General features: G+C 59.3%; 25 protein-coding genes and 1 pseudogene. 25 read left to right on the top strand and 1 reads right to left on the bottom strand.

Features of this window, described 5'->3' with window-relative positions; translation table 11 throughout:
- Nucleotides 1-3: 3 nt before the first annotated feature.
- From Q0Z69_RS05665 to ispF, 15 genes and pseudogenes are all read left to right on the top strand, one after another.
- The gene (locus Q0Z69_RS05665; protein ID WP_298030634.1) at nt 4-786 is read left to right on the top strand and encodes a ScpA family protein; all 783 of its coding nucleotides are present in this window, start codon (nt 4-6) and stop codon (nt 784-786) included.
- 13 nt (nt 787-799) lie between these two features.
- Nucleotides 800-1,414, top strand: a complete 615-nt coding sequence (gene scpB / locus Q0Z69_RS05660; protein ID WP_298030633.1) for an SMC-Scp complex subunit ScpB — start codon at nt 800-802, stop codon at nt 1,412-1,414.
- 68 nt (nt 1,415-1,482) lie between these two features.
- Nucleotides 1,483-2,091: a DUF2953 domain-containing protein gene (locus Q0Z69_RS05655; protein ID WP_298030630.1), complete on the top strand. Its 609-nt coding sequence runs from the start codon at nt 1,483-1,485 to the stop codon at nt 2,089-2,091.
- A 15-nt stretch (nt 2,092-2,106) separates the two neighbouring features.
- Complete coding sequence (ytfJ, locus tag Q0Z69_RS05650) at nt 2,107-2,487, top strand: GerW family sporulation protein (RefSeq protein WP_298030629.1); 381 nt, start codon at nt 2,107-2,109, stop codon at nt 2,485-2,487.
- Nucleotides 2,488-2,524: 37 nt separating this feature from the next.
- A complete protein-coding gene (locus tag Q0Z69_RS05645) occupies nt 2,525-3,619 on the top strand; it encodes a D-alanyl-D-alanine carboxypeptidase family protein (RefSeq protein ID WP_298030627.1) in 1,095 nt (364 codons plus the stop codon).
- Nucleotides 3,620-3,621: 2 nt separating this feature from the next.
- A complete protein-coding gene (locus tag Q0Z69_RS05640) occupies nt 3,622-4,335 on the top strand; it encodes a pseudouridine synthase (RefSeq protein WP_298030626.1) in 714 nt (237 codons plus the stop codon).
- A 140-nt stretch (nt 4,336-4,475) separates the two neighbouring features.
- A complete protein-coding gene (locus Q0Z69_RS05635) occupies nt 4,476-5,342 on the top strand; it encodes a MurR/RpiR family transcriptional regulator (protein ID WP_298030625.1) in 867 nt (288 codons plus the stop codon).
- A pseudogene (locus tag Q0Z69_RS05630) lies at nt 5,335-6,577 on the top strand (NAD(P)/FAD-dependent oxidoreductase). Before Q0Z69_RS05635 ends, Q0Z69_RS05630 begins: the two are co-directional and overlap by 8 nt.
- Nucleotides 6,574-7,272 carry a (d)CMP kinase gene (cmk, locus tag Q0Z69_RS05625; RefSeq protein WP_367272241.1) on the top strand — a complete coding sequence of 233 codons (699 nt, stop codon included), beginning with the start codon at nt 6,574-6,576 and terminating at the stop codon, nt 7,270-7,272. The pseudogene Q0Z69_RS05630 and the gene cmk overlap by 4 nt, the downstream one beginning before the upstream one ends.
- A complete protein-coding gene (locus tag Q0Z69_RS05620) occupies nt 7,269-7,913 on the top strand; it encodes a 1-acyl-sn-glycerol-3-phosphate acyltransferase (protein ID WP_298030620.1) in 645 nt (214 codons plus the stop codon). Before cmk ends, Q0Z69_RS05620 begins: the two co-directional genes overlap by 4 nt.
- A complete protein-coding gene (locus Q0Z69_RS05615) occupies nt 7,904-9,859 on the top strand; it encodes a bifunctional 4-hydroxy-3-methylbut-2-enyl diphosphate reductase/30S ribosomal protein S1 (protein WP_298030616.1) in 1,956 nt (651 codons plus the stop codon). Before Q0Z69_RS05620 ends, Q0Z69_RS05615 begins: the two co-directional genes overlap by 10 nt.
- A gap of 292 nt (nt 9,860-10,151) precedes the next feature.
- Nucleotides 10,152-11,498, top strand: a complete 1,347-nt coding sequence (locus tag Q0Z69_RS05610; RefSeq protein ID WP_298030614.1) for a butyryl-CoA:acetate CoA-transferase — start codon at nt 10,152-10,154, stop codon at nt 11,496-11,498.
- 200 nt (nt 11,499-11,698) lie between these two features.
- Nucleotides 11,699-12,190, top strand: coding sequence for a CarD family transcriptional regulator (locus Q0Z69_RS05605; RefSeq protein WP_298030610.1), 492 nt, complete (start codon nt 11,699-11,701; stop codon nt 12,188-12,190).
- Nucleotides 12,191-12,241: 51 nt separating this feature from the next.
- Nucleotides 12,242-12,970 (top strand): 2-C-methyl-D-erythritol 4-phosphate cytidylyltransferase, encoded by a 729-nt coding sequence (ispD, locus tag Q0Z69_RS05600; RefSeq protein WP_298030607.1) that lies wholly within the window; start codon nt 12,242-12,244, stop codon nt 12,968-12,970.
- Nucleotides 12,970-13,452 (top strand): 2-C-methyl-D-erythritol 2,4-cyclodiphosphate synthase, encoded by a 483-nt coding sequence (ispF, locus tag Q0Z69_RS05595; protein WP_298030603.1) that lies wholly within the window; start codon nt 12,970-12,972, stop codon nt 13,450-13,452. Before ispD ends, ispF begins: the two co-directional genes overlap by 1 nt.
- A 141-nt stretch (nt 13,453-13,593) precedes the next feature.
- On the opposite strand, the gene Q0Z69_RS05590 is transcribed toward ispF, so the two are convergent.
- Nucleotides 13,594-14,190: a bifunctional 2-polyprenyl-6-hydroxyphenol methylase/3-demethylubiquinol 3-O-methyltransferase UbiG gene (locus Q0Z69_RS05590; protein WP_298030599.1), complete on the bottom strand. Its 597-nt coding sequence runs from the start codon at nt 14,188-14,190 to the stop codon at nt 13,594-13,596.
- Between the two features lie 566 nt (nt 14,191-14,756).
- Between Q0Z69_RS05590 and Q0Z69_RS05585 the strand changes: the two genes are divergently transcribed.
- The 10 genes from Q0Z69_RS05585 to Q0Z69_RS05540 all read left to right on the top strand — a co-directional run.
- Nucleotides 14,757-15,008: a DUF3343 domain-containing protein gene (locus Q0Z69_RS05585; protein ID WP_298030597.1), complete on the top strand. Its 252-nt coding sequence runs from the start codon at nt 14,757-14,759 to the stop codon at nt 15,006-15,008.
- Nucleotides 15,005-16,129: an aminotransferase class V-fold PLP-dependent enzyme gene (locus tag Q0Z69_RS05580; protein ID WP_298030594.1), complete on the top strand. Its 1,125-nt coding sequence runs from the start codon at nt 15,005-15,007 to the stop codon at nt 16,127-16,129. Before Q0Z69_RS05585 ends, Q0Z69_RS05580 begins: the two co-directional genes overlap by 4 nt.
- Nucleotides 16,130-16,304: 175 nt before the next feature.
- Nucleotides 16,305-17,186 carry a diadenylate cyclase CdaA gene (gene cdaA / locus Q0Z69_RS05575; protein ID WP_298030592.1) on the top strand — a complete coding sequence of 294 codons (882 nt, stop codon included), beginning with the start codon at nt 16,305-16,307 and terminating at the stop codon, nt 17,184-17,186.
- A complete protein-coding gene (locus tag Q0Z69_RS05570) occupies nt 17,176-18,447 on the top strand; it encodes a YbbR-like domain-containing protein (RefSeq protein WP_298030589.1) in 1,272 nt (423 codons plus the stop codon). The genes cdaA and Q0Z69_RS05570 overlap by 11 nt, the downstream gene beginning before the upstream one ends.
- A 44-nt stretch (nt 18,448-18,491) precedes the next feature.
- A complete protein-coding gene (locus Q0Z69_RS05565; protein ID WP_298030585.1) occupies nt 18,492-18,902 on the top strand; it encodes a SoxR reducing system RseC family protein in 411 nt (136 codons plus the stop codon).
- A 3-nt stretch (nt 18,903-18,905) separates the two neighbouring features.
- On the top strand, nt 18,906-19,811 hold the full coding sequence (locus Q0Z69_RS05560; RefSeq protein WP_298030582.1) for a DUF5685 family protein: 906 nt from the start codon (nt 18,906-18,908) through the stop codon (nt 19,809-19,811).
- Nucleotides 19,808-20,437, top strand: a complete 630-nt coding sequence (locus Q0Z69_RS05555) for a DnaJ domain-containing protein (RefSeq protein WP_298030577.1) — start codon at nt 19,808-19,810, stop codon at nt 20,435-20,437. Before Q0Z69_RS05560 ends, Q0Z69_RS05555 begins: the two co-directional genes overlap by 4 nt.
- An 89-nt stretch (nt 20,438-20,526) precedes the next feature.
- Complete coding sequence (locus tag Q0Z69_RS05550; protein ID WP_298030574.1) at nt 20,527-21,408, top strand: YicC/YloC family endoribonuclease; 882 nt, start codon at nt 20,527-20,529, stop codon at nt 21,406-21,408.
- Between the two features lie 4 nt (nt 21,409-21,412).
- A complete protein-coding gene (locus tag Q0Z69_RS05545; RefSeq protein WP_298019679.1) occupies nt 21,413-21,658 on the top strand; it encodes a DUF370 domain-containing protein in 246 nt (81 codons plus the stop codon).
- On the top strand, nt 21,655-21,998 hold a 344-nt coding region (locus Q0Z69_RS05540; protein ID WP_298030571.1), incomplete at its 3' end, for a guanylate kinase. The genes Q0Z69_RS05545 and Q0Z69_RS05540, both read left to right, overlap by 4 nt.

Here is a 21,998-nt window from a genome sequence, read left to right as displayed (position 1 = left end):
CCTTTGGAAAATCCCGTATTCAAACTGGAAAAGGTGGTCCGCTCCAAGGCGGAGGAGATGCAGGACTTTGAAGGCCCTCTGGACCTGATCCTGTTTTTGCTGGGCAAAAATAAGATGGAGATCCAGGACATTTCCATCTCACTGATCTGCGATCAGTACCTCGCCTGGCTGGAGCAGAGGCAGCGGATGGACCTGGAGGTGGCCAGCGAGTTTGTGGCGATGGCCTCTCATCTGGTGTATATCAAGACTAGGATGCTGCTGTCTATCGAGGATGAGGAGGCCCAGAGTGAGATGGAGGCCCTGATCCAATCTCTGGAAGAGCGCCGCCGCAGTGAAAAATACCTTCTGGTGAAGGCGGTGGCCCTGAAGCTGGGTCCCATGGGGGAATTTGGCCGGAACATCGTAACCCGTGCTCCGGAGCCTGTCCAGCGGGGCAAGATCTATGAGTATGACCAGGAGAAGGCCGACCTGGTGCTGGCTATGGCTGAGATCCAAAGCCGGGCGGAGCGGTCGCTGCCGCCTCCCAAGGCCGCCTTTCAGGAGATCGTGCGGCATGAGCCGTATCCAGTGGAGAGCAAGGCGCGGGAAATCATCCGCCAGCTCAAGGAGCACGGGATAACCCGCTTCCGGCTGCTGTTCCGAGGCAACCGCAGCCGCAGCGAGATCGTGGCAACCTTCCTGGCCGTGCTGGAGCTATGCCGCGCTCATGTGCTGCATCTGGCCGGATCGGAGACAGACTGCACGGTCCGCCAGGAGGGCGAGCTGCCGGAGAATATGACTTTGTAAGGAGATTTCCGCCATGGAGACCATGGAGATGAAAGAAATTGAAGCTGCCATTGAGAGCATCCTGTTCGCCTCCGGCGAGCCGGTTCATATCGACCGTATCTGTATGGCCATGGAGATGGACCGCCCCACGGTGGAGCAGGTGCTGCAGCGGCTGATGGATTATTATGCCTATGAGCGCCGGGGCGTCCGCCTGCTGCATATCGAGGATAGCTGGCAGCTTTGCTCCGCACCGGACCATGCCGACGTGATCCGGCGGGCCTTTGAGATCCGCAAGCCGGCGAAGCTGAGCCAGCCTGCCTTGGAGGTACTGACGATCATCGCTTATTACCAGCCCACCACCCGGGCCTATGTGGACCAGATCCGGGGCGTGGACAGCTCCTATACCATGGGCCTTTTGCAGGAGCGGAAGCTGATCGAGGAGTGCGGCCGGTTACAGGTGCCAGGCCGCCCCCGGCTGTATCGCACCACCAAGCAATTCCTGCGGGCCTTCCACCTGACCAGCCTGGAGGACTTGCCGGAGATGCCGGATCTGGGCGGCGAGGGCCAGATGCGGCTGACAGAGAACGGCGAGATCGTGGACCCTGCCGAGCAGGCGGAGATCACCGGTGCGGACACGCCGGAGGAATGACCGGGACGGGCAGACCATAAAAGGGGGTGTTGTCGTTGCTCTGGCTATGGATATTGGGCATATTAGCAGTGCTGATTGGACTGCTGTGCTGGACACGGGTCGGCGTATACGCGGCATTTGGAGACGCGCTCACCCTGGATGTGAAGATCGGCCTGTTCCAGTTCCAGGTCTTGCCGGCCAAACAGAAAAGAACGAAAAGATCCAAAAAAGAAAAAAAGCAGACGGCGGAAAAGCCGGAGAAAAAGAAACCCGCTTTCCCCAAGCCTACGCTGGCGGATATTCAGGATGCGGTCCGCACGCTGGCACCGCCTCTGAAACGCGCCCTGGGCCGGATCGGCCGGGACATCCGGATAGACCCTCTGCGGTTGAGCCTGACTGTGGGCGGCGGGGAGGATCCGGCGGCCGCGGCCCAGCTGTACGGCTACCTGCATGCCGGTGTCTGGACGGCCATGCCGGTCCTGGAAAAGCTGATGGATATCCCGGATCCCGCTATCCACATCGGCGTCGATTTTACGGCGGAGGCCACCGCCTTGGAGGGAGAGGCGGGCCTCACCGCCCGGGTCGGCACACTGCTGGCGGCCGCACTGGGCGTTGGTGTCCCGGCGCTGCGGTGGTTCCTGCGATATCGGAAGAAACAAGAAAAACCGGCTCAGGCGCCGGAGCACGCGGCTGCGTGAGAAAGGAAGGATACTATGGACAACAAGCTGAACGATCTGATGCGTTCCACCATGGAAAAGGTGCGTGAGATGGTGGATACCAACACCATCGTGGGACAGCCCATCAATACGCCGGATGGTGTGACCCTGATCCCTATTTCCAAAGTCAGCTTCGGCTTTGGCGGTGGGGGCGGCGACTATGGCAAGACACCTAAGGAGAATTTCGGAGGCGGCGCAGGCGCGGGCGTGAAGATCGACCCTGTGGCCTTTTTGGTCATCAAGGACGGCATCACCCGGGTCCTGCCGGTAGCGGTCCCGCCCGCCTCCACGGTGGACCGCATCGTGGATATGGTCCCCGATGTGGTGGATAAAGTGGAAAAATTTTTCGACAAGAAGGAAGCAAAAGAAACTCTCTGACCGGGGTATACTACCAGCATCGTGAGGTGATGGTAGTATGCCGAAGCGGCTGTGCTGCTGGGCGTTTTCTTTGCTGATATTATATAGTATTTTACCTTGTCAGGCGTTGGCTGTCAGCACGTCGGCCACATCAGCCATTCTGGTGGACGCCGACAGCGGGCGGGTCTTGTATGAACAGAACGCCGATAAGCGGATGCTGATCGCCAGCACCACCAAGATCATGACGGCACTGGTGGCTATCCGGAAGGGCGACCCGTCGGACGTGGTGACAGTGAAGCGGGAGGCGGCGCTGACGGAAGGCTCCTCCATGTATTTGAAGGAGGGAGAGCAGCTGACGCTGGAGACGCTGCTCTATGGCCTGATGCTCTGCTCTGGCAATGACGCCGCCGTGGCCATCGCGGACCATGTGGGCGGCAGCCAGGCGGGTTTCGCGGCGATGATGAACGAGACGGCCCGGGAATTGGGCATGGATTCGTCCTCCTTCGCGAATCCCAACGGGCTGGACGCGGAGGGACACTATTCCACTGCCAGGGACATGGCGGTGCTGGCCCGGGCGGCTATGGAAAATGAGACGCTGGTCCGCATCGCGTCGACCCGTACGATCACCATAGGCGGGCGGACTATGAGCAACCACAACAAGCTGCTGTCCTATCAGACAGGATGTATCGGCCTCAAGACCGGATATACCCGGGCGGCAGGACGGACGCTGGTGAGTTGCGCGGAGCGGAACGGCCAGCGCTTGGTGGCGGTGACGCTTCAGGACGGCAACGACTGGGCGGATCACCAGGCCCTGTATGAATACGGCTTTTCCACCTACCCGGCCCAGCGGATGGCGTCCCTGGGCAAGGTATTTGGCAGCGCGGAGGTCCAGGGAGGCTTGTCTGACACGGTCCCGCTGGTGGCGGCGGAGAGCTTTGCCTGGCCGGTGGCCGAAGGGGAGACGCTTCAGAGCCGCATAGAGCTGGACAAACCGCTGACAGCGCCCCTGACCGCCGGGACTCCAGTGGGACAGGCGGTATTTACCTTGAATGGCAGGGAAGTAGGGCGGATCGGCCTGTTGTGCGGCGCACCGGTGATGCCGAAGGTAGAAGACGCCTTCAGGAGCTTGAAGCTGGGGATCGGAATGGAATAAACATGGAAGAACGACTGCAAAAACTTCTCTCTGCCGCCGGGATCTGTTCCCGCCGGGCGGCGGAGGTTTACATCACCGCCGGACGGGTCATGGTCAACGGCGTCCCGGCGGAATTGGGGCAGCGGGCCGACCCGGACCGGGACGTGATCCAGGTGGACGGAAAGCCCCTGGCCTCCAGGACGGAGCCTGTTTATCTGCTTTTGAACAAGCCCCGGGGCTATGTAACGACTCTCTCTGACGAGCGGGGCCGCCGGACGGCGGCGGAGCTGGTGGCGGACTGCGGCGCGCGGGTTTACCCCGTGGGACGGCTGGATCTGGATTCGGAAGGTTTGCTGCTGATGACCAACGACGGAGACCTGACCCAAAAGCTGTTGCACCCCAGCCATGAGGTCTCCAAGACCTATCACGTATCTGTTTTCGGTCCGGTGGCGGGGGCGGCGGAGCGGCTTTCCGCCCTGCGGGACCTGGAGGGGGAGGCTATCTGCCCTGCCCAGGTGGAGATGCTGCGGCAGACCGGGCAGACCGCAGAGCTGTCAGTGACCATCCACGAGGGGAAAAACCGGCAAGTCCGCCGGATGTGCGCCGCCTGCGGCCTTACCGTCAAGCGGCTGCGGCGGGTCCGGGAGCACACACTGGAGCTGGGAGACCTGCCACCGGGAAAGTGGCGGTATCTGACGGAGGAAGAGGTCTGGGCGTTAAAAGAAGATATCAAATGACCGCGTACACCGCGGTCATTTTTTGCAAGCCAGGGAAAAAATCCTGCAAAAAGCATTTGCTTCCGCTTGGTTTTGTGCTACAATGGAGCCGCTGCTGGAAAACGGCGGCATCAAATGAGAAAAGCGCGGAGGATAGGACCGTGGCGAAGAATATTCTATATGTGATCGAAAGCGGTATGAGCGGCTTCTCCAAAGGGCAGAAGCGCATCGCCAACTATATTTTGGAAAACTACGACAAGGCGGCCTTCATGACTGCCAGCAAGCTGGGCAAACTGGTGGATGTCAGCGAGTCCACGGTGGTCCGGTTTGCCTCGGAGCTGGGCTACGACGGTTATCCCAGTATGCAGAGGGCGCTGCAGGAGATGATCCGCAGCCGCCTGACCTCCACCCAGCGGATCCAGCAGGCGGGGGACCGGCTCTCCGGCCAGGACGTGCTGGGAGCTGTGCTGCAATCGGACATCGAGAAGCTGCGGGAGGTGGTGAACGAGGCCGACCGCGCCGCCTTTGCCGATGTGACGGGGCTGCTGATGAACGCCAGGCATATCTACATCCTGGGCGTCCGGTCATCCTCTTTCGTAGCGGGATATTTGAACTTTTACATGCATATGCTGTTTGAAAATGTGACGCTGGTGCAGTCCAACGCGGCGGGCGAGATCTTCGACCAGCTGCTCCGCATCGGTCCCGGGGATGCGATGATCGCCATCAGCTTTCCCCGGTATTCCACGGTGACCCTGAACACCGTGCAGTTTGCCAAGGACCGGGGGGCAACCATCGTAGCGGTGACGGACAACGAGCTGTCTCCGGTGTATCAGATGTCCAATGCGGCGTTGCTGGCCCCCTGTGAAATGATCTCCTTCGTGGATTCCATGGTGGCGCCCCTGTCCATCATCAATGCCCTGCTGGTGGCCTTGGCCTATCGGCTGGGAACGGACGTGTCCGCCACCTTTTCAGAACTGGAGGATATCTGGAACAAGTACGGTGTATTTGGAAAGGTGGACGATGAATAAGCGGGTCATTGTGGTAGGCGGCGGCGCGGCCGGTATGATGGCCGCCATCCGGGCGGCGGAGCAGGGCGCCGCCGTCACGCTGCTGGAGCCCAATGAGCGGTTGGGGAAAAAACTGAACATCACCGGCAAGGGCCGGTGCAATGTGACCAATAATGCCGATTTGGAAACGCTGCTGGCCAACACGCCCAGAAACGGAAAGTTTCTGTACAGCGCCTTTTCCCGCTTTGACGGGCGGGATGCCATGGCCTTTTTCGAGCGTCTGGGAGTTCCCTTGAAAACGGAGCGGGGCAGCCGGGTGTTCCCGGTGTCCGACCGGGCCTTTGATGTCAGTGCCGCCCTGGAGCGTCGGCTGAAGGCGCTGCGGGTCACACTGGCGCGGGACCGGGCCGTATCCCTGGATATCACAGACGGCGCGGTTCGCGGCGCTGTAGGGGAATGGGGGCATTATGACGGCGATGCCGTCATTCTGGCTAGCGGCGGCGTCTCCTATCCCGCCACCGGCTCCACTGGCGACGGCCACCGCATGGCGGCCCAGGCCGGCCATACGGTCACGCCCCTGCAAGGCTCCTTGGTGCCGCTGGAAGGCATTCTAGGCCCGGGACTGCCCTGCGGACGGCTGCAGGGCCTGAGCCTTCGGAATGTGGGCCTGACGGTGTTTGAAAACAACAAAAAGATCTATACCGACTTCGGCGAGCTGTTGTTTACCCACTTCGGCGTCAGCGGGCCGCTGGTGCTGTCAGCTTCGGCTCATATGCGGCATTTTGACAAAAAGAACTATCGGATGGAGATCGACCTGAAGCCGGCGCTGGACGACCAGACCCTGGATAGGCGGCTGTTGTCTGATTTTGAAAAGCATGCCAACAGCGATTTCTGTAATGCCCTGGACGAGCTGCTGCCAAAAAAACTGATCGACGCAGCGGTAACGCTGTCCCACATCCCTGCCCGGCAGAAGGTCCACGAGATAACCCGGGAGCAGCGGCGGGACCTGCTGGCCCTGCTGAAGCATTTCCCAGTGGAGATCACCGGCCCTCGCCCGGTGGAGGAAGCCATCGTCACCTCCGGCGGCGTGGCGGTACGGGAGATCGACCCGGCCACCATGGAGTCGAAGCTGGTCAGGGGACTGTACTTTGCCGGGGGAGCTGATCGACGTGGACGCCTATACCGGCGGTTTCAATTTGCAGATCGCCTGGGCCACAGGCAGTGCCGCCGGGATCGCGGCGGCACGACAAGAATGAGAACAGGAGAGAGTGAAATGCAGACCATCAGCATCGCCATCGACGGTCCCTCCGGCGCGGGAAAGAGCACGCTGGCCCGTAGCCTTGCCGCCAAGCTGGGCTTCTTATATGTGGATACCGGGGCCATTTATCGGACCATCGGCTATTATGTCTTTTCCAACGGTCTGGACCCCAAGGACGAGGCCGCCGTGTCCGCAGCGCTGCCAGACATTCGGGTCGAACTGACATACGGGACGGACGGACTGCAGCACATGCTGCTGAACGGCCGGGACGTGACCCGGGAGATCCGCCTGCCGGAGATCTCCATGTACGCCTCTGCTGTTTCCGCCCATCCGACGGTGCGGACCTATCTGCTGGAGACGCAGCGTGAGCTGGCCCGAAAAAACAATGTCATCATGGATGGACGGGATATCGGCACCGTGGTTTTGCCGGATGCGGCGGTGAAGGTGTTTCTCACCGCTTCTCCAGAAGTCCGCGCCCGTCGCCGGATGCTGGAGCTGGAACAGCGGGGGACCCCGGAGCCGTTTGAAAAGATCCTGGCGGATATCCAGGAACGGGATTGGAACGATTCCCACCGGGCCATAGCGCCCCTGCGGCAGGCGGCGGACGCCGCTCTGCTGGATACCACGGAGCTGACCTTCCAGGAGAGCGAGGCAGCGCTGCTGGAGATCGTCAAGGGGAAGGTGCGTCTATGAAAAAGCCTACTACGCCCCTTTTTACGGTGGCGTATTACCTCATCAAGCTGGTCGTATCCATCCTGCACCCCACCACCGTGGAGGGACTGGAGGATCTGCCGGAGGGCGGCGTGCTGCTCTGCCCCAACCACTCCAGCAACTGGGACCCGCTGCTGCTGGGTGTCCGTCTGCCGGTGAATTACCGGCTGTTCGCCATGGCCAAGGAGGAGCTGTTTCGAAATCCTCTCCTGGGCTGGCTGCTGCGGCAGCTGGGCGCGTTTCCCGTCAGCCGGGGTGGTTCGGATATCCAGTCTGTCAAGACTGCCATCCAAACGATCAAGAACGGAGACAACCTGCTGATTTTTCCGGAGGGCACCGTGATCCGGGACGGCATCGGCTATGTGGACGGCCTGCCCGCCCACGCCAAGGCGGGGGTCGCCGTGATCGGCGTCCGCACGGGAGCTACGCTGATACCAGTGTTCATGGACGGGGAGAAGAAGCTGTTTCACCGCACTCGCATCATTTTCGGCAAGCCCTATACGCCGGTGTACTCTGGCCGCCATGGGACTTCGGAGGAAATGCAGAAGATCGCTGACGACATTCTGGCGGAGGCCTACGCGCTGGGCGGCCAGGAAGTGGGGGGGAAGCCGCTGTGCAGGTGATACTGGCGAAGAGCGCCGGCTTTTGCTATGGCGTCCAGCGGGCCGTGGACCTGGCCCGGGAGGCCGGACGGTCCGGCGGCTGCTGGATGCTGGGAGATCTGATCCACAACGCCCATGTGGTGGAGGAACTGGCTCGGACAGGCGTACAAAAGATTCAAGATATCGACCGGCTTGGCCCGGGGGACACCGTGGTGATCCGCTCCCATGGAGAGCTGAAAACGGTTTTGGACGCGCTGGAAGTCCAGGGAGTCCGATGTGTCAACGCTACCTGCCCCAATGTGTGCCGCATCCAGAATCTAGTGGCCCAGGCGGAGAGAGAGGGGCGGCGCTGCGTGATCATCGGCGAGCCGCGTCACCCGGAGGTCATGGGCGTGGCCAGCTGGTGCCGGGAGCCACTGGTGTTCGACGGACCGGAAGCAGTAAAGATGTGGCTGTCACAGGACTCCCAAAACCGGGAAACACCGCTGACTGTGGTGGCGCAGACCACCTGTATTCGTGAACTTTTTGAAACTTCTTGGAAAATCCTAAAAAAAGAGTGTACAAACGTAAAAAAATTTGATACAATATGCAATGCTACGCATAAGCGCCAAACTGAAGCGGCCGCTATCGCCGCTCAGGTGGACGTGATGGTCGTGGTGGGAGACCGTAAAAGTGCCAATACCAAACATCTGACGGAAATTTGCACGAAGAAATGCTCACGCGTGATCCAGATCGAAAACGCGGACGAGCTCTCGCTGGATTTTTTCAATGGTTGTTCTGTTGCGGGCCTTACGGCTGGTGCCTCCACACCTGCGGGCATTATTAAGGAGGTATATGCAACGATGAGCGAAGAAATCAAAGCGGCCGAGGGCAAAGAGGAGTCCTTCGAGGAATTACTGAATCAGTCTTTCAAAACTTTAAATACAGGAGAGAAGGTCACCGGTATTGTAACGGCCATCACCCCCACTGAGGTCCAGGTGGATGTGGGTGCAAAGCAGGCTGCCTACATCAAGCTCAGCGAGCTGAGCGACGATCCCAGCGCCAAGCCCGAGGATATCGTGAAGGTGGGCGATGAGATCGAGACTTACATCGTCCGCGTCAACGACGTGGAGGGCTATGCCGAGCTGTCCAAAAAGCGTCTGGACGCTGTGAAGGTGTGGGAGAATATCGAGACCGCTGTTGAGGAAAAGACCGTGCTGGAAGGCACCGTCACCGAGGAGAACAAGGGCGGCATCGTGGTCTCCGTCAAGGGCGTGCGGGTGTTCGTGCCTGCTTCCCAGAGCGGTATGCCCCGGGGCGCCGATCTGTCTGAGATGAAGGGCCAGAAGGTCCAGCTGCGGATCACAGAGGTCAATCGTGCCCGCCGCCGCGTGGTGGGCTCCATCCGCTCCGTGGCCGACGAGGCCCGCAAGGCCGCGCAGGAGCAGGTCTGGGCCAACATCGAAGTGGGCAAGCACTATACCGGCACCGTCAAGTCTATGACCAGCTACGGCGTGTTTGTGGACATCGGCGGCGTGGACGGCATGGTACATATCTCCGAGCTGAGCTGGAGCCGCATCAAGACCCCCTCTGAGGTCTGCAAGGTGGGCGACACGCTGGAGGTGTACGTCATTTCCTTCGATCCCGAGAAGCGCAAGATCTCTCTGGGTGTGAAGGACCACAGCGTGGATCCCTGGACCAACTTCATGAATACCTACAGCGTGGGCGATGTGGCCAATGTCCGCATCGTCAAGCTGATGACCTTCGGCGCTTTTGCCGAGGTGGTTCCCGGCGTGGACGGCCTGATCCACATCTCTCAGATCGCTGACCGCCGCATCGATAAGCCGGAGGACGTGCTGTCCGAGGGACAGATGGTGGATGCCAAGATCACCGCTGTTGACGAGGAGAAGAAAAAGATCTCCCTGTCCATCCGTGCGCTGCTGGCTCCTGTTGTCGAGGAAGCTGAAGAGGCTCCTGTGGAGGAATAAGTATCTCTTTGGCCGCTGAAGAGTCTTTTAGGCTTTTCAGCGGCTTTCCTTTTTTGACACGGACGGTTGTCTTTGCGTGCCGCTCGTTCAAACAAGGGAGCCTATGGTGTATGCAGAGCTATGAAGGACGGGGAAGAAGGCAGGATATTCCTGTTTTGAAAAAACTTGTGATTTTTTTCACGTTTCCGTTGCAATCGTCTAAATGGCATGTTATAATTCTAACGATATGCGAGCATACAACGGCACACCGATGTCATACCACAAAACAGAGGTTTAACAGGAGGAAACTACTATGAGCTATCGGGATGAATACCAGCAGAAACTGACCTCCGCCGAGGAGGCTGTCAAAGTCGTCAAGTCCGGCGACTGGCTGGACTACGGCTGGAGCATCTGCTCTGCCAATTCTTTGGATAAGGCCCTGGCAAAACGGATGGAGGAGCTGACCGGCGTGAATATCCGCGGCGGCATCCTGACCCGCCGCCCCGCGATCTTTGACGTTCCCAACGCCGCGGACCACTTTGCCTGGAACTCCTGGCACATGTCCGGCATCGAGCGGAAAGCCATCAAGGAGGGCTTTGCCTATTACATCCCTCTGCGCTATTCTGAGCTGCCCGGCTATTATCGGAACTGCATCAAGACCCTGGATGTGGCGATGTTCCAGGTGGCGCCCATGGACGAGCACGGCTGGTTCAACTTCGGCCCCGGCGGTTCTCACCTGAAGGCCGTCTGCGAGTGTGCCAAAACCATCATCGTGGAGGTCAACAAAAATATGCCCGTCTGCCTGGGCGGCTTTGAGAACTGCGTCCACATCAGCGACGTGACCATGATCGTGGAAGGCGAGAATCCCCCCATGGAGACTCTGGGCGGGGCCAGCGAACCCAGCGAGGTGGATCTGGCCGTGGCCAACCTGGTGGTGCCTGAGATCCCCAACGGCGCCTGCCTGCAGCTGGGCATCGGCTCCATGCCCAACACTATTGGCAAGATGATCGCTGAGTCCGATCTGAAGGACCTGGGCGTGCACACCGAGATGTATGTGGATGCCTTTGTGGATATGTCCAAGGCGGGCCGCATCACCGGCGCCTGCAAGCCCTTTGACCGGGGCCGCCAGACCTACGCCTTCGCGGCCGGGACCCAGAAGCTGTATGACTTCATCAACAACAATCCCGAGTGCATGGCCGCGCCCGTCAGCTATGTGAACGATATCGCCCGGGTGTCCCAGATCGACAACTTCATCTCCATCAACGGCGCGGTGGATATCGACCTGTACGGCCAGGTGTCCTCCGAATCCTCCGGTACCAACCACATCTCCGGCGCCGGCGGCCAGCAGGACTTCGTCATGGGCGCGTATCTGGCCAGGGGCGGCAAGAGCTTCATCTGCTGCTCTTCCTCCTTCCTGGATAAAAAGACCGGCCAGCTGAAGTCCCGCATCCGGCCGACCCTGCTGGAAGGCTCCATTGCCACCTGCACCCGCACGAACCTTCACTGGCTGGTGACGGAGTACGGCAAGTTCAATGCCAAGGGCAAGTCTACCTGGGAACGGGCCGAGGGCCTCATCAACATTGCCCATCCCCAGTTCCGGGAGGAATTGATCGCCGCGGCGGAAAAAATGCACATTTGGCGCCGTTCCAACAAGAAGTAAATAACAGGAAAATTTCATCTGGCGGACGGCTTTTGGGGTCGTCCGTCATTTTTTTACCTATTTTTTTGAAAAAGATGTGCACTTTTTTCAAAAAATGCTTGTAAACGAAAAAAGAAGGATTTATAATAAATTTGTATTAAACGAAAGGTGACGGGGGAATCGCGGGGCCAGGAACCGCACGGATAGGAAAGGGTAGGATCATGTTCAACATTGGGGATCTGGTCGTGCATCCCATGCACGGCGCTGGTATCATTGATGGGATCGTTCAGGAAAAGACCGCAGGGGTCAAAAAGGAATATTATGTTTTTAAAATGCCCATGGGGGGCCTGGTCCTGAAGATTCCCATTGCCAATGCCGAAATGATCGGCATCCGCGCCGTTTTGTCCTGCGACGAGCTTCAAACACTGCTGGATGCTATCCCCACGCTGACAGTGGAGTCCAACACCAACTGGAACAAGCGCTATCAGGAAAACATGCTGCGGCTGAAAAGCGGCGATCTGTATGAGGTGGCCCGGGTTGTCAAGGCCCTGACGCAGCGGGATCTGAAAAGAGGGCTGTCCACAGGAGAGCGGAAGATGCTCCACACTGCCAGACAGATCATCATTTCCGAGATGGTGCTGGCGGAGGACTGCTCCTATCAGGAGGCGGAGGCCAGCCTGGACCGGGCTATGCTGAAGGTCCCCGCGTCATAATATTACGAACAGGGCTCTCCGCAAATTCTATTTTGAGAGGGGAACTGCGCTATGCTGCCATTTTTAAAAAAGTTTCGGGAGGACCGGCGGCCCCGCTGCGCTGCGCTGGTGGCTGCTGCGGGCAGCTCCAGCCGCATGGGCGGTATCAACAAGCTGCTGGAGCCTTTGGACGGCGTTCCGGTGCTGGTGCGGACGTTGACTTCTCTTCAGCTGGCCCGGCAGGTAGACGAGATCGTCGTCGCCGTCCGGGAGGAGGATCTGGTGGAGATCTCCCACCTGTGCCGGACTTACAACATCAGCAAGTGCTCCAAGGTGATCCGGGGCGGCGAGGACCGCGTTCGCTCCGTTTTGCTGGCGGCGCTGGAGGCTTCGCCCGATATGGAGCTGCTGGCAGTGCAGGACGGCGCCCGCCCGCTGGTGACGCCGGAACTGATCGACCGGGTTGTCACCGCCGCTGTCCGCTGCGGCGCCGCGGCGCCAGCGGTGCCTGTGAAAGATACCGTTAAGGAGATCCGGGACGGCGGCGCTGTGGAGCGGACCCTGGACAGGACCGTTCTTCGCGCCGTGCAGACGCCCCAGGTCTTTGAGGCCAGCCTGCTGAAGGCTGCTCTGCAAAGTGCCGTGGAGCAGGACGCACCGGTGACTGACGACTGCTCTGCGGTGGAACGGCTGGGCAAGGTGGTCTTTCTGGTGGAGGGCGACGAGGAGAATCTCAAGATTACCACGCCAATGGATATGATCCTGGCCGACGCGATCATCCAGGACAGGAAGGAGCGGTAATGACTGCTTTACGGATCGGACACGGCTATGACGTCCACCGGCTGGCGGAGGGGCGGAGGCTGGTCCTGGGTGGAGTCGAGATCCCTTGGGAAAAGGGCTTGTTGGGCCACTCTGACGCTGATGTTCTGGTCCATGCTGTTATGGACGCCCTCTGCGGTGCGGCGGGCCTGGGGGACATCGGCAGGCTGTTCCCGGATACAGACCCGGCCTATAAGGGCATTTCCAGCCTGCTTCTTTTGGCGGAGGTGGGCCGCCGCCTGACAGAGCTGGGCTTTGATGTGGTGAATATCGACGCCACGCTGTTGGCCCAGGCTCCCAAGGTGGGGCCTTACAAGCAGGCCATGGAGGAAAATATCGCCTCTGTCTTGGGCGTGGACCGGGAGCGGGTCAACGTGAAGGCCACCACTGAAGAAGGATTGGGCTTCACTGGTGACGGCTCCGGCATGGCGGCCCACGCGGTGGTACTGATCGAAAAAAGATAGCGGGACGCAAAGCGTTCCGCTGTTTTTTTAGTATTAGTATAAGAATAAGAGTGGAGATATTTTCATTCGATAAGATTCCTTAAAATAAATTGTCAGGAGAGTATTTGTCAGGGGCAATTTCACTGACAGGCCGAAATTTTGCTATTGTTTCTTCCACCATAAAAGGTATCGGTAATATAATCCATATCTAATCCTAGCAGAAGGCAGTAAAACATCAGCGATAGTCCTAATTTCATCCATGGTAAGAAAATCATATAATACTGGCATGTTCGTTTTTTCGTTTGACTGCATATGCCTAATTTTAGACATTATTATGCAGGGAATAACACGAAAAATTTCTACCGCCCAGTCTATAAGTGTTGAGGGTCTCGCAAGACCAACAATTAGTATCACGCCAGCAGGCTTCAGGATGAATTTTGCTTTATGCACTGCCGCTGTCATGTCCATATGATGAATTGATGCAACAAAAATTACCGCATCAAATTTCTTTTCAAAATTGTAAGTTTCAAAGTGGTTGCAAATAAATTGCACATTGTTGGAATCAGACTTATTTAAAGCGTAATTTATACATTCTTTATCAGCATCAATACCAATAATCATTCGCCTTCCATCATCTAGGTAGCGAACAAGCGAACCATCTCCGCATCCAACATCAAGTATGTCCCGGCATTCTATTGTGCGATTCTTTATCCAGTCATAATACGCTACGTTATGGTTCCAATATGCCAGATAACCCATTTTCTGACCTTCTATCCTTAAATAATAATTTATTGTACGCAATTAAAATTAATTGTAGCACGTTAAAGGCCGACAAGCAATTCTTTCTTATGAGGTTTGATAGTGGTGGCAAGCAATGCACCGCTATATATCCGGCGCGGCTTTTTGGTGGCCGATGGCCCCAAGCTCCCCAGTGTTTCGACGCAGCTCTGCCCGATGCACAAGCTGCCGGTGGCGTCTGATAGCCTGTCAGACACCCCTAGCGGAGCCGCCCCAGAGGGCGCACGACTGCCGCAGGCAGTACTACCGCCAGCTTTCTGGTGGTGAGTATGTGTGCCCTTAGCTGGGGGCCTATTAAAGAGAACGGAGCATCCAGTTCATCTCGGACGCTCCCGCTTCGGTTCTTTCCTGCTGGCCGATCACCGCCCTTCCAGTCTGTGCCATTCTTCCACAAATGAACCGCCAGCCAATGTAATGTTGATATGGTGAAACCACCCTTAATACAGTACATCTCACTTTTCACTTCTCGCTCTTTCTTTCACCATCTCCGCTCTCTGCAATAAAATGGATAGAGAGGAGGAGTGTCTGTGGAACACTATTTGATCCTTGCCCGCTCTGTGACCTACGCCCAGCGCATGCAGAGAGTGCTGGGCCGGGCGGGTATCCGCTGCCAAATATTCCGCGCGCCCAGAGACCTGACGGAGTTGGGCTGCGCTTACGCTGTGCGGGTCGCCGTGAATGACCTGTCTCCAGCCTTGATCGCATTGCACCGGGAAGCCCTGGACCCGGTCCAGGTGTTTTTGTTCCAAAGAGGCATGTACCGGGAGGTGGGACCATGATCTACCTGGACAGTGCGGCCACAACGTTTCAAAAGCCCGATACGGTGGCCCAGGCCATGGAGAATGCGTTGGCTACCATGTCCTCTCCCGGCCGGGGCGGCCATCCCGCTGCCATGCGGGCGGCGGACACGGCATTTGCCTGTCGGGAAGAGCTGGCGGAGCTGTTCCGCCTGAAAAATCCGGAGCAGGTGGTGTTCACCAGCAGTGCGACCCACGGTTTGAACATCGCCGTCAAAAGCATGGTGAGGGAGGGGGACCGGGTGGTGGTGTCCGGCTATGAGCACAACGCCGTTACCCGACCACTGACAGCTCTGGGGGCGCGGATCGCGGTGGCGGAAGTGCCGCTGTTCGACAGCGCCGCGGTGGCCGAGGCTTTTCAGCGGCTGATCACGCCGGACACCGCGGCCGTGGTGTGCAGTCATGTGTCCAATGTGTTCGGATTCATCCAGCCGGTAGAGGAGATCGCTGCCATCTGCAGGAGCAGGGGCGTGCCCTTTGTGATCGACGCGTCCCAGTCCGCTGGAGTCCTGCCTCTGGACATGGAGGCGCTGGGAGCGGCCTTCATCGCCATGCCGGGCCACAAGGGGCTGTATGGCCCCCAAGGCACCGGCGTGCTGCTATGCGGTGATGGGGCGGAGACCAGAACGCTGCTGGAGGGCGGCACCGGGAGCCTGTCCATCCAGCAGGAGATGCCGGATTTTCTGCCGGACCGGCTGGAAGCGGGGACTCACAACATGCCCGGCATCGCCGGCCTGCTGGCGGGGGTGCGGTATGTCCGCCAGCGGGGGCTGCGGGATATCTGTCTGCGGGAGCGTCAGCTGGCGCTGCTGGCGGCGGAGGGGCTGCGGACACTGCCCGGTCTGCGGGTGTTTGCCCTGCCGGGCCTGCGGGATCAGGCGGGAGTGCTGTCCATCCTGCCGGAGAACAGAGAGGTGGAGACCGTGGGTGAGGCCCTGGCGGACCGTGGGATCGCCGTGCGGACGGGACTTCACTGTGCTCCGCTGGCCCACCGCAGCGCCGGGACGTTGGATACCGGCACTGTCCGGCTCAGCTTTTCGGATTTCAATACGCCGGAAGAGGTGTATCGCCTCTTGGCGGTGATGGAGGAGATCCTGCGGTGAGACCGTGGGCCGGGCTGCTATGCCCGGCCCATTTTTCCGCAGGCTCCGCTCCGATCCGGCTGGGACGGCAATTTTCTGAACAGAACGTGAATTTTAGATGGTTTGACCTTGCATTTACCTGGCAGATTTTATATAATCAATATATTCATGGCCTGAAAGGGATGATGTCGCTAAAATGCCAAAATTTGATTTTGTGGAATTGCCCGCCATCGCCGGCCGGTATCTGCTTTCCCTTCAGATCACGGATATCGTGGATATCGCCATCATGATATTCGTTCTGTACAAGCTGCTGACCCTGGTGCGCAGCACGAAGGCCGCGAATCTGCTGAAGGGCCTGCTGTTTTTCCTGGCGATGCTTGTCCTGTCCAATGCTTTCCATCTCAATGGCATCAACTATCTCATGAGCCGCATGGTGAACGTGGGCATCCTGGCCCTTATCATCCTCTTCCAGCCTGAGATCCGGCGGGTCCTGGAGCAAATGGGGAGCAAGCGTATCATTGCCCTGTTTACCCATACGGAGGTCAGCAGCGCTGTGGAGCAGACCATCAGCCAGACGGTGCTGGCCTGTGAGGATATGTCCCGCACCCGCACCGGCGCCTTGATCGTGTTTGAGCGGGAGATGCTGCTGGACGATCTGGTGCAGAGCGGCACGGTGCTGGATGCCTCTGTTTCCAGCGAGCTGCTGAAAAACATCTTTTTTGTCAAGGCGCCCATGCATGACGGCGCGGTCATCATCCGCAACGGCCGGATCCTGGGCGCAGGGTGCATGCTGCCGCTGAGCAACAATGTGAACCTGAGCCGGGACCTGGGCATGCGGCACCGGGCCGGTATCGGCATGAGCGAGCACTCTGACGCGGTGGTGGTCATCGTGTCGGAGGAGACCGGCTCCATCTCCGTGGCCGTGGGCGGTATGCTGAAGCGCCACCTGAAGCCGGAGACTCTGGAAAATCTGCTTCGGAACGAACTGCTTCCTCAGGAAGGCTCCGACGAGGACAAGCCCAGCCTGATGAATCTGCTGCGCGCCAAAAAGAACGGAGGTGCGGATGATGCAGAATGAGAGATCCAGAAAGCGGAGCGTTTTATATTTTCTGCTGGCTGTCGTGGTGGCCGTGGGCATCTGGTTCACTGCGGACCAGACCAGCAATCAAGGCGGTCCCCGGCAGACGGAGTACCTGATCTCCGATATCCCCATCATCTATACCGGCGTGGACACAGACCTGGCGGATAAGGGCTTGATGCTGGTGGATGACGGAACTGACGCTTCTTTGGATTTGAAGGTCACCATTGGACGGCTCACAGGCGCCAGGATGACAGCCGATGATGTGCAGGTGACCGCTGATCTATCCAACATTGAAAACGCCGGGACCCAGACAGTGCAGTATAGTATCCGGTTCCTGGGTGATTTTTCTGACGCTGTTACCAAGCGGGAGGCAAGCATCAGCCGGGCCACTGTCAACATCAGCGAGCTGTACAGCAAGGTGGTGGACGTGAAGTGCCAGCTGGAGGGCAATGTGGCTGACGGCTACTCCGCCGGTGAATTGCAGCTGTCGGCGGAGGTGCTGGAAATCCGCGGCCAGGCGGAGGACATCGACCCTGTCAGCTATGTGAAGGTGACGCTGAATCTGGGCGAGGCCGCCACGGAGACTGTCTCCGAGGCGCTGGACATCCAGTTCTATGACCAGAACGATCAGCTGCTGGACAGCGCTGGCATCCATCCTACGGTGGATACCATTCAGGCTACACTGCCGGTCTTTGTGACCAAGGAGCTGCAGCTTGCCGTCAACTTCAAAGAATATCCCGGCCTGCGGCGGGAGAATCTGAATGTCAGTGTCAACCCGCCCGCCATCACGGTCTCCGGCGACGCCGCCCAGCTGAAAAATGTGGACAGTATCATCCTGGGTACCTTCGACCTGATGGAATTTCTGGATACCGGCGTGCCCAATCACACCTATTCCATCATCATCCCGGACGGCTGCCAGAATCTCAGCGGTGTGACCCGGGCTACTTTACAGGTCTCCTTCAAGGACATGGTCCGCATGGAGGTGACTGCCGATCAGTTTGAGTCTGTCAACATTCCGGAGGGCAAGACCGTCACCATTCTGACAGAGGAGCTGCCGGTGAATATCTTCGGCGCCTCGGGAGATGTGGAGGGCGTGACGGCGGAGGACGTCACCGTACAGGTGGACCTCAGCGATTATGCCGCCGCCTCCGGCACCTATACGGTACCGGCCACCGTGAAGATTGCCTCCGGCGACGTGGGCGTTTCCGGCAGCTATCAGGTGCGGGTCACGATCCAGGAGGAGACGCCTGAAGAATAAAGACCGGGGCCCCCGCGCGGCCCCCATACAGGAGAATTGAGCTTATGACCCAGATCGCAACTGTTGAGCGTATCCTCGATGGAAAATACGCCGAGATATCCGTTCCCCGGAAATCCGCCTGCGGCCACGACTGCGAGGAATGCGCCGGCTGCGGCGTTTCCGGCGCAGCGGTCCACGCCAGGGCCGTCAACACCATCGGCGCCCGTCCCGGGCAGAAGGTGGTGGTGGAGAGCAGCACCCAGAAAATGCTGGGCATCGTAGCGCTGGTGTACCTGATCCCCGTGGTTTTGTTCATTCTGGGCTACGCAGTGGCTTTCGCACTGACCCGCAGCGTGGCTGTGGAATACACGGCCGCCGTCCTTGGCTTTCTGCTGGGCATCCTGTTTGCCATCCGCTATGACCGGAAGCTGCGGGACAAGGGCGGGCTGACCTTCACAATCGTCCGACTGTTCTGAGCTGTGTTTGGCTATGTGAGGCCGCCGGTCCAGGACCTGCCGGAGGAGGAGACGGAGCGATTTCGCCGGGCCTACTGTGGTCTGTGCCACACATTGGGCAGACGGTATGGCTCTGCCGCCCGGTTCATCCTGAATTATGACTTCACCTATCTGGCGATCCTGCTCTCGGAGGGAAAGCCCGAAGAGATCCGGGAGGCAAGGTGCTTTGCCAGTCCCCTGCGGAAGCGGGCGTATCAGGAACCGGATGAAGCCATGGAGCTGGCGGCGGACGAGAGCGTGATCCTGGCCTATTGGCAGGCCAGGGACGGCGTATCGGACCACGACTGGCTCCACGGGCTGAAATACCGGGGCGTTTCCGCAGTCCTGGAGCCTGCCTGCCGAAAGGCGGCAGCCCGGCGTCCCGGTTTTGACCAGGCGGTGCGCCGCCAGCTGGCGGCGCTGGGAGAGCTGGAGCAGACGGGCTGCGATTCCATGGACCGGGCTGCCGACGCCTTTGCGGCGCTGCTTGGCAGCGCAGCCCAGGAGGTGGAGGATCCCATCCGCCGCCGGGTCTTGTCGCAGCTGCTGTACCACCTGGGCCGCTGGGTCTATCTCGTGGACGCGGCGGACGATCTGAAGAAGGACGCCGCCTCCGGAAACTACAATCCGGTGGCTCTGCGGTTCGGATTGACGGATGGAGTGTGGACGGCGGAGGCCCGCCGGGAATTCGCGGCAACGCTGGATCACTCCATCCACATGATGACCACGGCCTTTGAGCTGTGGGACTTCGGCGTTTGGCAGCCCCTTTTGGAGACGACCCTTTACACCGGCCTTTTCCGCGTAGGCAAAGCCGTGCTGGATGGAACATTTCGGGCAAGACCGCGCGGGAAGGATATAAAGAAAAGCAAGAATGTTGAGGAAAGCCCATGAACGATCCCTATCAAATTCTCGGTGTGCCGGAGAGCGCCACTGACGAAGAGATCAAAAAAGCATATCGGGAGCTGGCCCGCAAGTATCATCCGGACAATTACCACGACAATCCCTTGGCGGACCTGGCCCAGGAGAAAATGAAGGAGATCAACGCCGCTTACGAGCAGATCAACAAGCAGCGCAGCGGCGGGCACTCCGGAGCCTCTGGGGCCTCCGGCGGATACGGCGGGTATGGCGGCGCCTACCGGCAGCAGTATGGGCAGAGTTCCTCGTCTGTGCTGCAGCAGGTCCGCATTGCCATCCAGACCGGCAACATCAGCCGGGCGGAGGCCCTGCTGAACAATTACGGCGACCATAACGCCGAGTGGAATTTCCTGAAGGGCGCCGTGTGCTACCGCCGGGGCTGGCTGGACGAAGCCAAACGGTATTATCAGACGGCCTGTCAGATGGACCCGGGCAATCCGGAGTACCGGCAGGCCCTGGAATTTATGGAAAACGGCACCAGGACCGCCTATCACCCAGGCGATGGGCAGTTCGGCACGGAGCTGTGCGGCGGCAACCTCTGCCTGCCTCTGTGCTGCCTGTGGTCGCTGTGCAACGGCGGCGGATACTGGTTCTGCTGCTGATGGACCCTTTTGGCGTGAGCAGCCCTGGAGGCAGGGCTGTTGGGTGTTCTTTGCCTGCTGAGGGCATGAGATGTAAGGGAGGGTAAATCGTGATCAAGAGTATGACCGGCTATGGCCGGGCGAGGGAGGAACTGCACAGGCGCGATATCACCGTGGAGGTCCGTTCCGTCAATAACCGCTATCTGGACTGCGCGGTGAAGATGCCCCGGATGTATGCCTTTGCGGAGGACGCGGTCAAGCAGCGGGTCCAGAGGGCAGTCTCCCGGGGAAAAGTGGATGTGTTCATCACCGTAGACGCTTCTGCCGCTGATGTGGCAAAGGTCACGGTGAACCGGGAGCTGGCGGCCCAGTACGCCGCCGCGCTGAAGGAACTGGCGGAGCTTTGCGGACCAACAGCGTATAAGGTCACGCCGGATCAGCTGGCCCGGTTCCCGGATGTGCTGTCCGTCACCAAAGCGGACGAGGATCTGGAGACCGTCAGCGCCGACCTGTGCCAGGTGCTGGACGAGGCCCTGGCGGCGTATAATGCCATGCGGGCCGTGGAAGGCGCCAAGCTGGCTGAGGATATCGGCAGCCGTTTGACCAACATCGAGGATTATACCAGTCAGGTGGAGGCCCGCTCACCGGAGACAGTGGCGGAGTACCGCCAAAAGCTGACCGCCCGGATGGAGGAGATGCTGCAAAGCACCACCATCGACCCCCAGCGCATCCTGATGGAGGCCGCCATCTACGCCGACAAGGTGGCCGTGGACGAGGAGACCGTCCGCCTGCGGAGCCATGTGGCTCAGCTGCGGACCATGCTGGACTCCGACGAGCCTATGGGCCGGAAGATGGATTTTTTGATCCAAGAGGTCAATCGGGAGTCCAACACCATCGGCTCCAAGTGCAACGACGTGGCCATCGCCCAGGTGGTCGTGGGGCTGAAGGCCGAGGTGGAGAAGATGCGCGAGCAGGTCCAGAACGTGGAGTGACGGTATGAAGCTCATCAATATCGGATTTGGGAACCTGGTGTCTCAGGAGCGGCTGGTGGCCATCGTCAGTCCGGATTCCGCGCCCATCAAGCGCATGGTCCAGGAGACCCGGGAGCGGGGAATGCTGATCGACGCCACCTATGGCCGCAAGACCGCCTCCATTTTTATCATGGACAGCGACCATGTGATCCTGTCCGCCCTGCCGCCGGAGCGGTTCGGGGAACATACAGAGGAGAGAGAACAGGCATGAGAAAAGGCAAGACCTTTATTGTTTCCGGCCCTTCCGGCGTCGGAAAGAGCACGGTGCTGAACGCGCTGCTGGAGAAGCGGAAAAATTTGTATTTTTCCGTCTCCGCCACCACGCGGGAACCCCGTCCCGGCGAGCTGGACGGTATCCATTACCACTTTATGAATGTGGAGTCCTTCCGCAAGTGGATTGCCATGGAGCAGTTTTTGGAGTACGCCGAGTATGTGGGCAACTTCTACGGCACCCCGAAGCGCTATGTGGACGAGGCCATGGAGCAGGGGAAGGACGTGATCCTGGACATCGAGGTCCAGGGCGCCATCCAGGTCACCAGCAAGCGGCCGGA

Source organism: uncultured Dysosmobacter sp. (genome assembly GCF_947631165.1).
Taxonomy (GTDB): Bacteria; Bacillota; Clostridia; order Oscillospirales; family Oscillospiraceae; genus Oscillibacter.
This window is presented reverse-complemented; position numbering and strand designations above follow the sequence as displayed.

Bases quoted from the DNA above. Each gene is read 5' to 3' on its own strand.
- scpB (WP_298030633.1), top strand. From the start codon at position 800: ATGGAGACCATGGAGATGAAAGAAATTGAAGCTGCCATTGAGAGCATC.
- ytfJ (WP_298030629.1), top strand. From the start codon at position 2,107: ATGGACAACAAGCTGAACGATCTGATGCGTTCCACCATGGAAAAGGTG.
- Q0Z69_RS05645 (WP_298030627.1), top strand. From the start codon at position 2,525: ATGCCGAAGCGGCTGTGCTGCTGGGCGTTTTCTTTGCTGATATTATAT.
- Q0Z69_RS05640 (WP_298030626.1), top strand. From the start codon at position 3,622: ATGGAAGAACGACTGCAAAAACTTCTCTCTGCCGCCGGGATCTGTTCC.
- cmk (WP_367272241.1), top strand. From the start codon at position 6,574: ATGAGAACAGGAGAGAGTGAAATGCAGACCATCAGCATCGCCATCGAC.
- Q0Z69_RS05620 (WP_298030620.1), top strand. From the start codon at position 7,269: ATGAAAAAGCCTACTACGCCCCTTTTTACGGTGGCGTATTACCTCATC.
- Q0Z69_RS05610 (WP_298030614.1), top strand. From the start codon at position 10,152: ATGAGCTATCGGGATGAATACCAGCAGAAACTGACCTCCGCCGAGGAG.
- Q0Z69_RS05605 (WP_298030610.1), top strand. From the start codon at position 11,699: ATGTTCAACATTGGGGATCTGGTCGTGCATCCCATGCACGGCGCTGGT.
- ispD (WP_298030607.1), top strand. From the start codon at position 12,242: ATGCTGCCATTTTTAAAAAAGTTTCGGGAGGACCGGCGGCCCCGCTGC.
- ispF (WP_298030603.1), top strand. From the start codon at position 12,970: ATGACTGCTTTACGGATCGGACACGGCTATGACGTCCACCGGCTGGCG.
- Q0Z69_RS05590 (WP_298030599.1), bottom strand. From the start codon at position 14,190: ATGGGTTATCTGGCATATTGGAACCATAACGTAGCGTATTATGACTGG.
- Q0Z69_RS05580 (WP_298030594.1), top strand. From the start codon at position 15,005: ATGATCTACCTGGACAGTGCGGCCACAACGTTTCAAAAGCCCGATACG.
- cdaA (WP_298030592.1), top strand. From the start codon at position 16,305: ATGCCAAAATTTGATTTTGTGGAATTGCCCGCCATCGCCGGCCGGTAT.
- Q0Z69_RS05570 (WP_298030589.1), top strand. From the start codon at position 17,176: ATGCAGAATGAGAGATCCAGAAAGCGGAGCGTTTTATATTTTCTGCTG.
- Q0Z69_RS05565 (WP_298030585.1), top strand. From the start codon at position 18,492: ATGACCCAGATCGCAACTGTTGAGCGTATCCTCGATGGAAAATACGCC.
- Q0Z69_RS05555 (WP_298030577.1), top strand. From the start codon at position 19,808: ATGAACGATCCCTATCAAATTCTCGGTGTGCCGGAGAGCGCCACTGAC.
- Q0Z69_RS05545 (WP_298019679.1), top strand. From the start codon at position 21,413: ATGAAGCTCATCAATATCGGATTTGGGAACCTGGTGTCTCAGGAGCGG.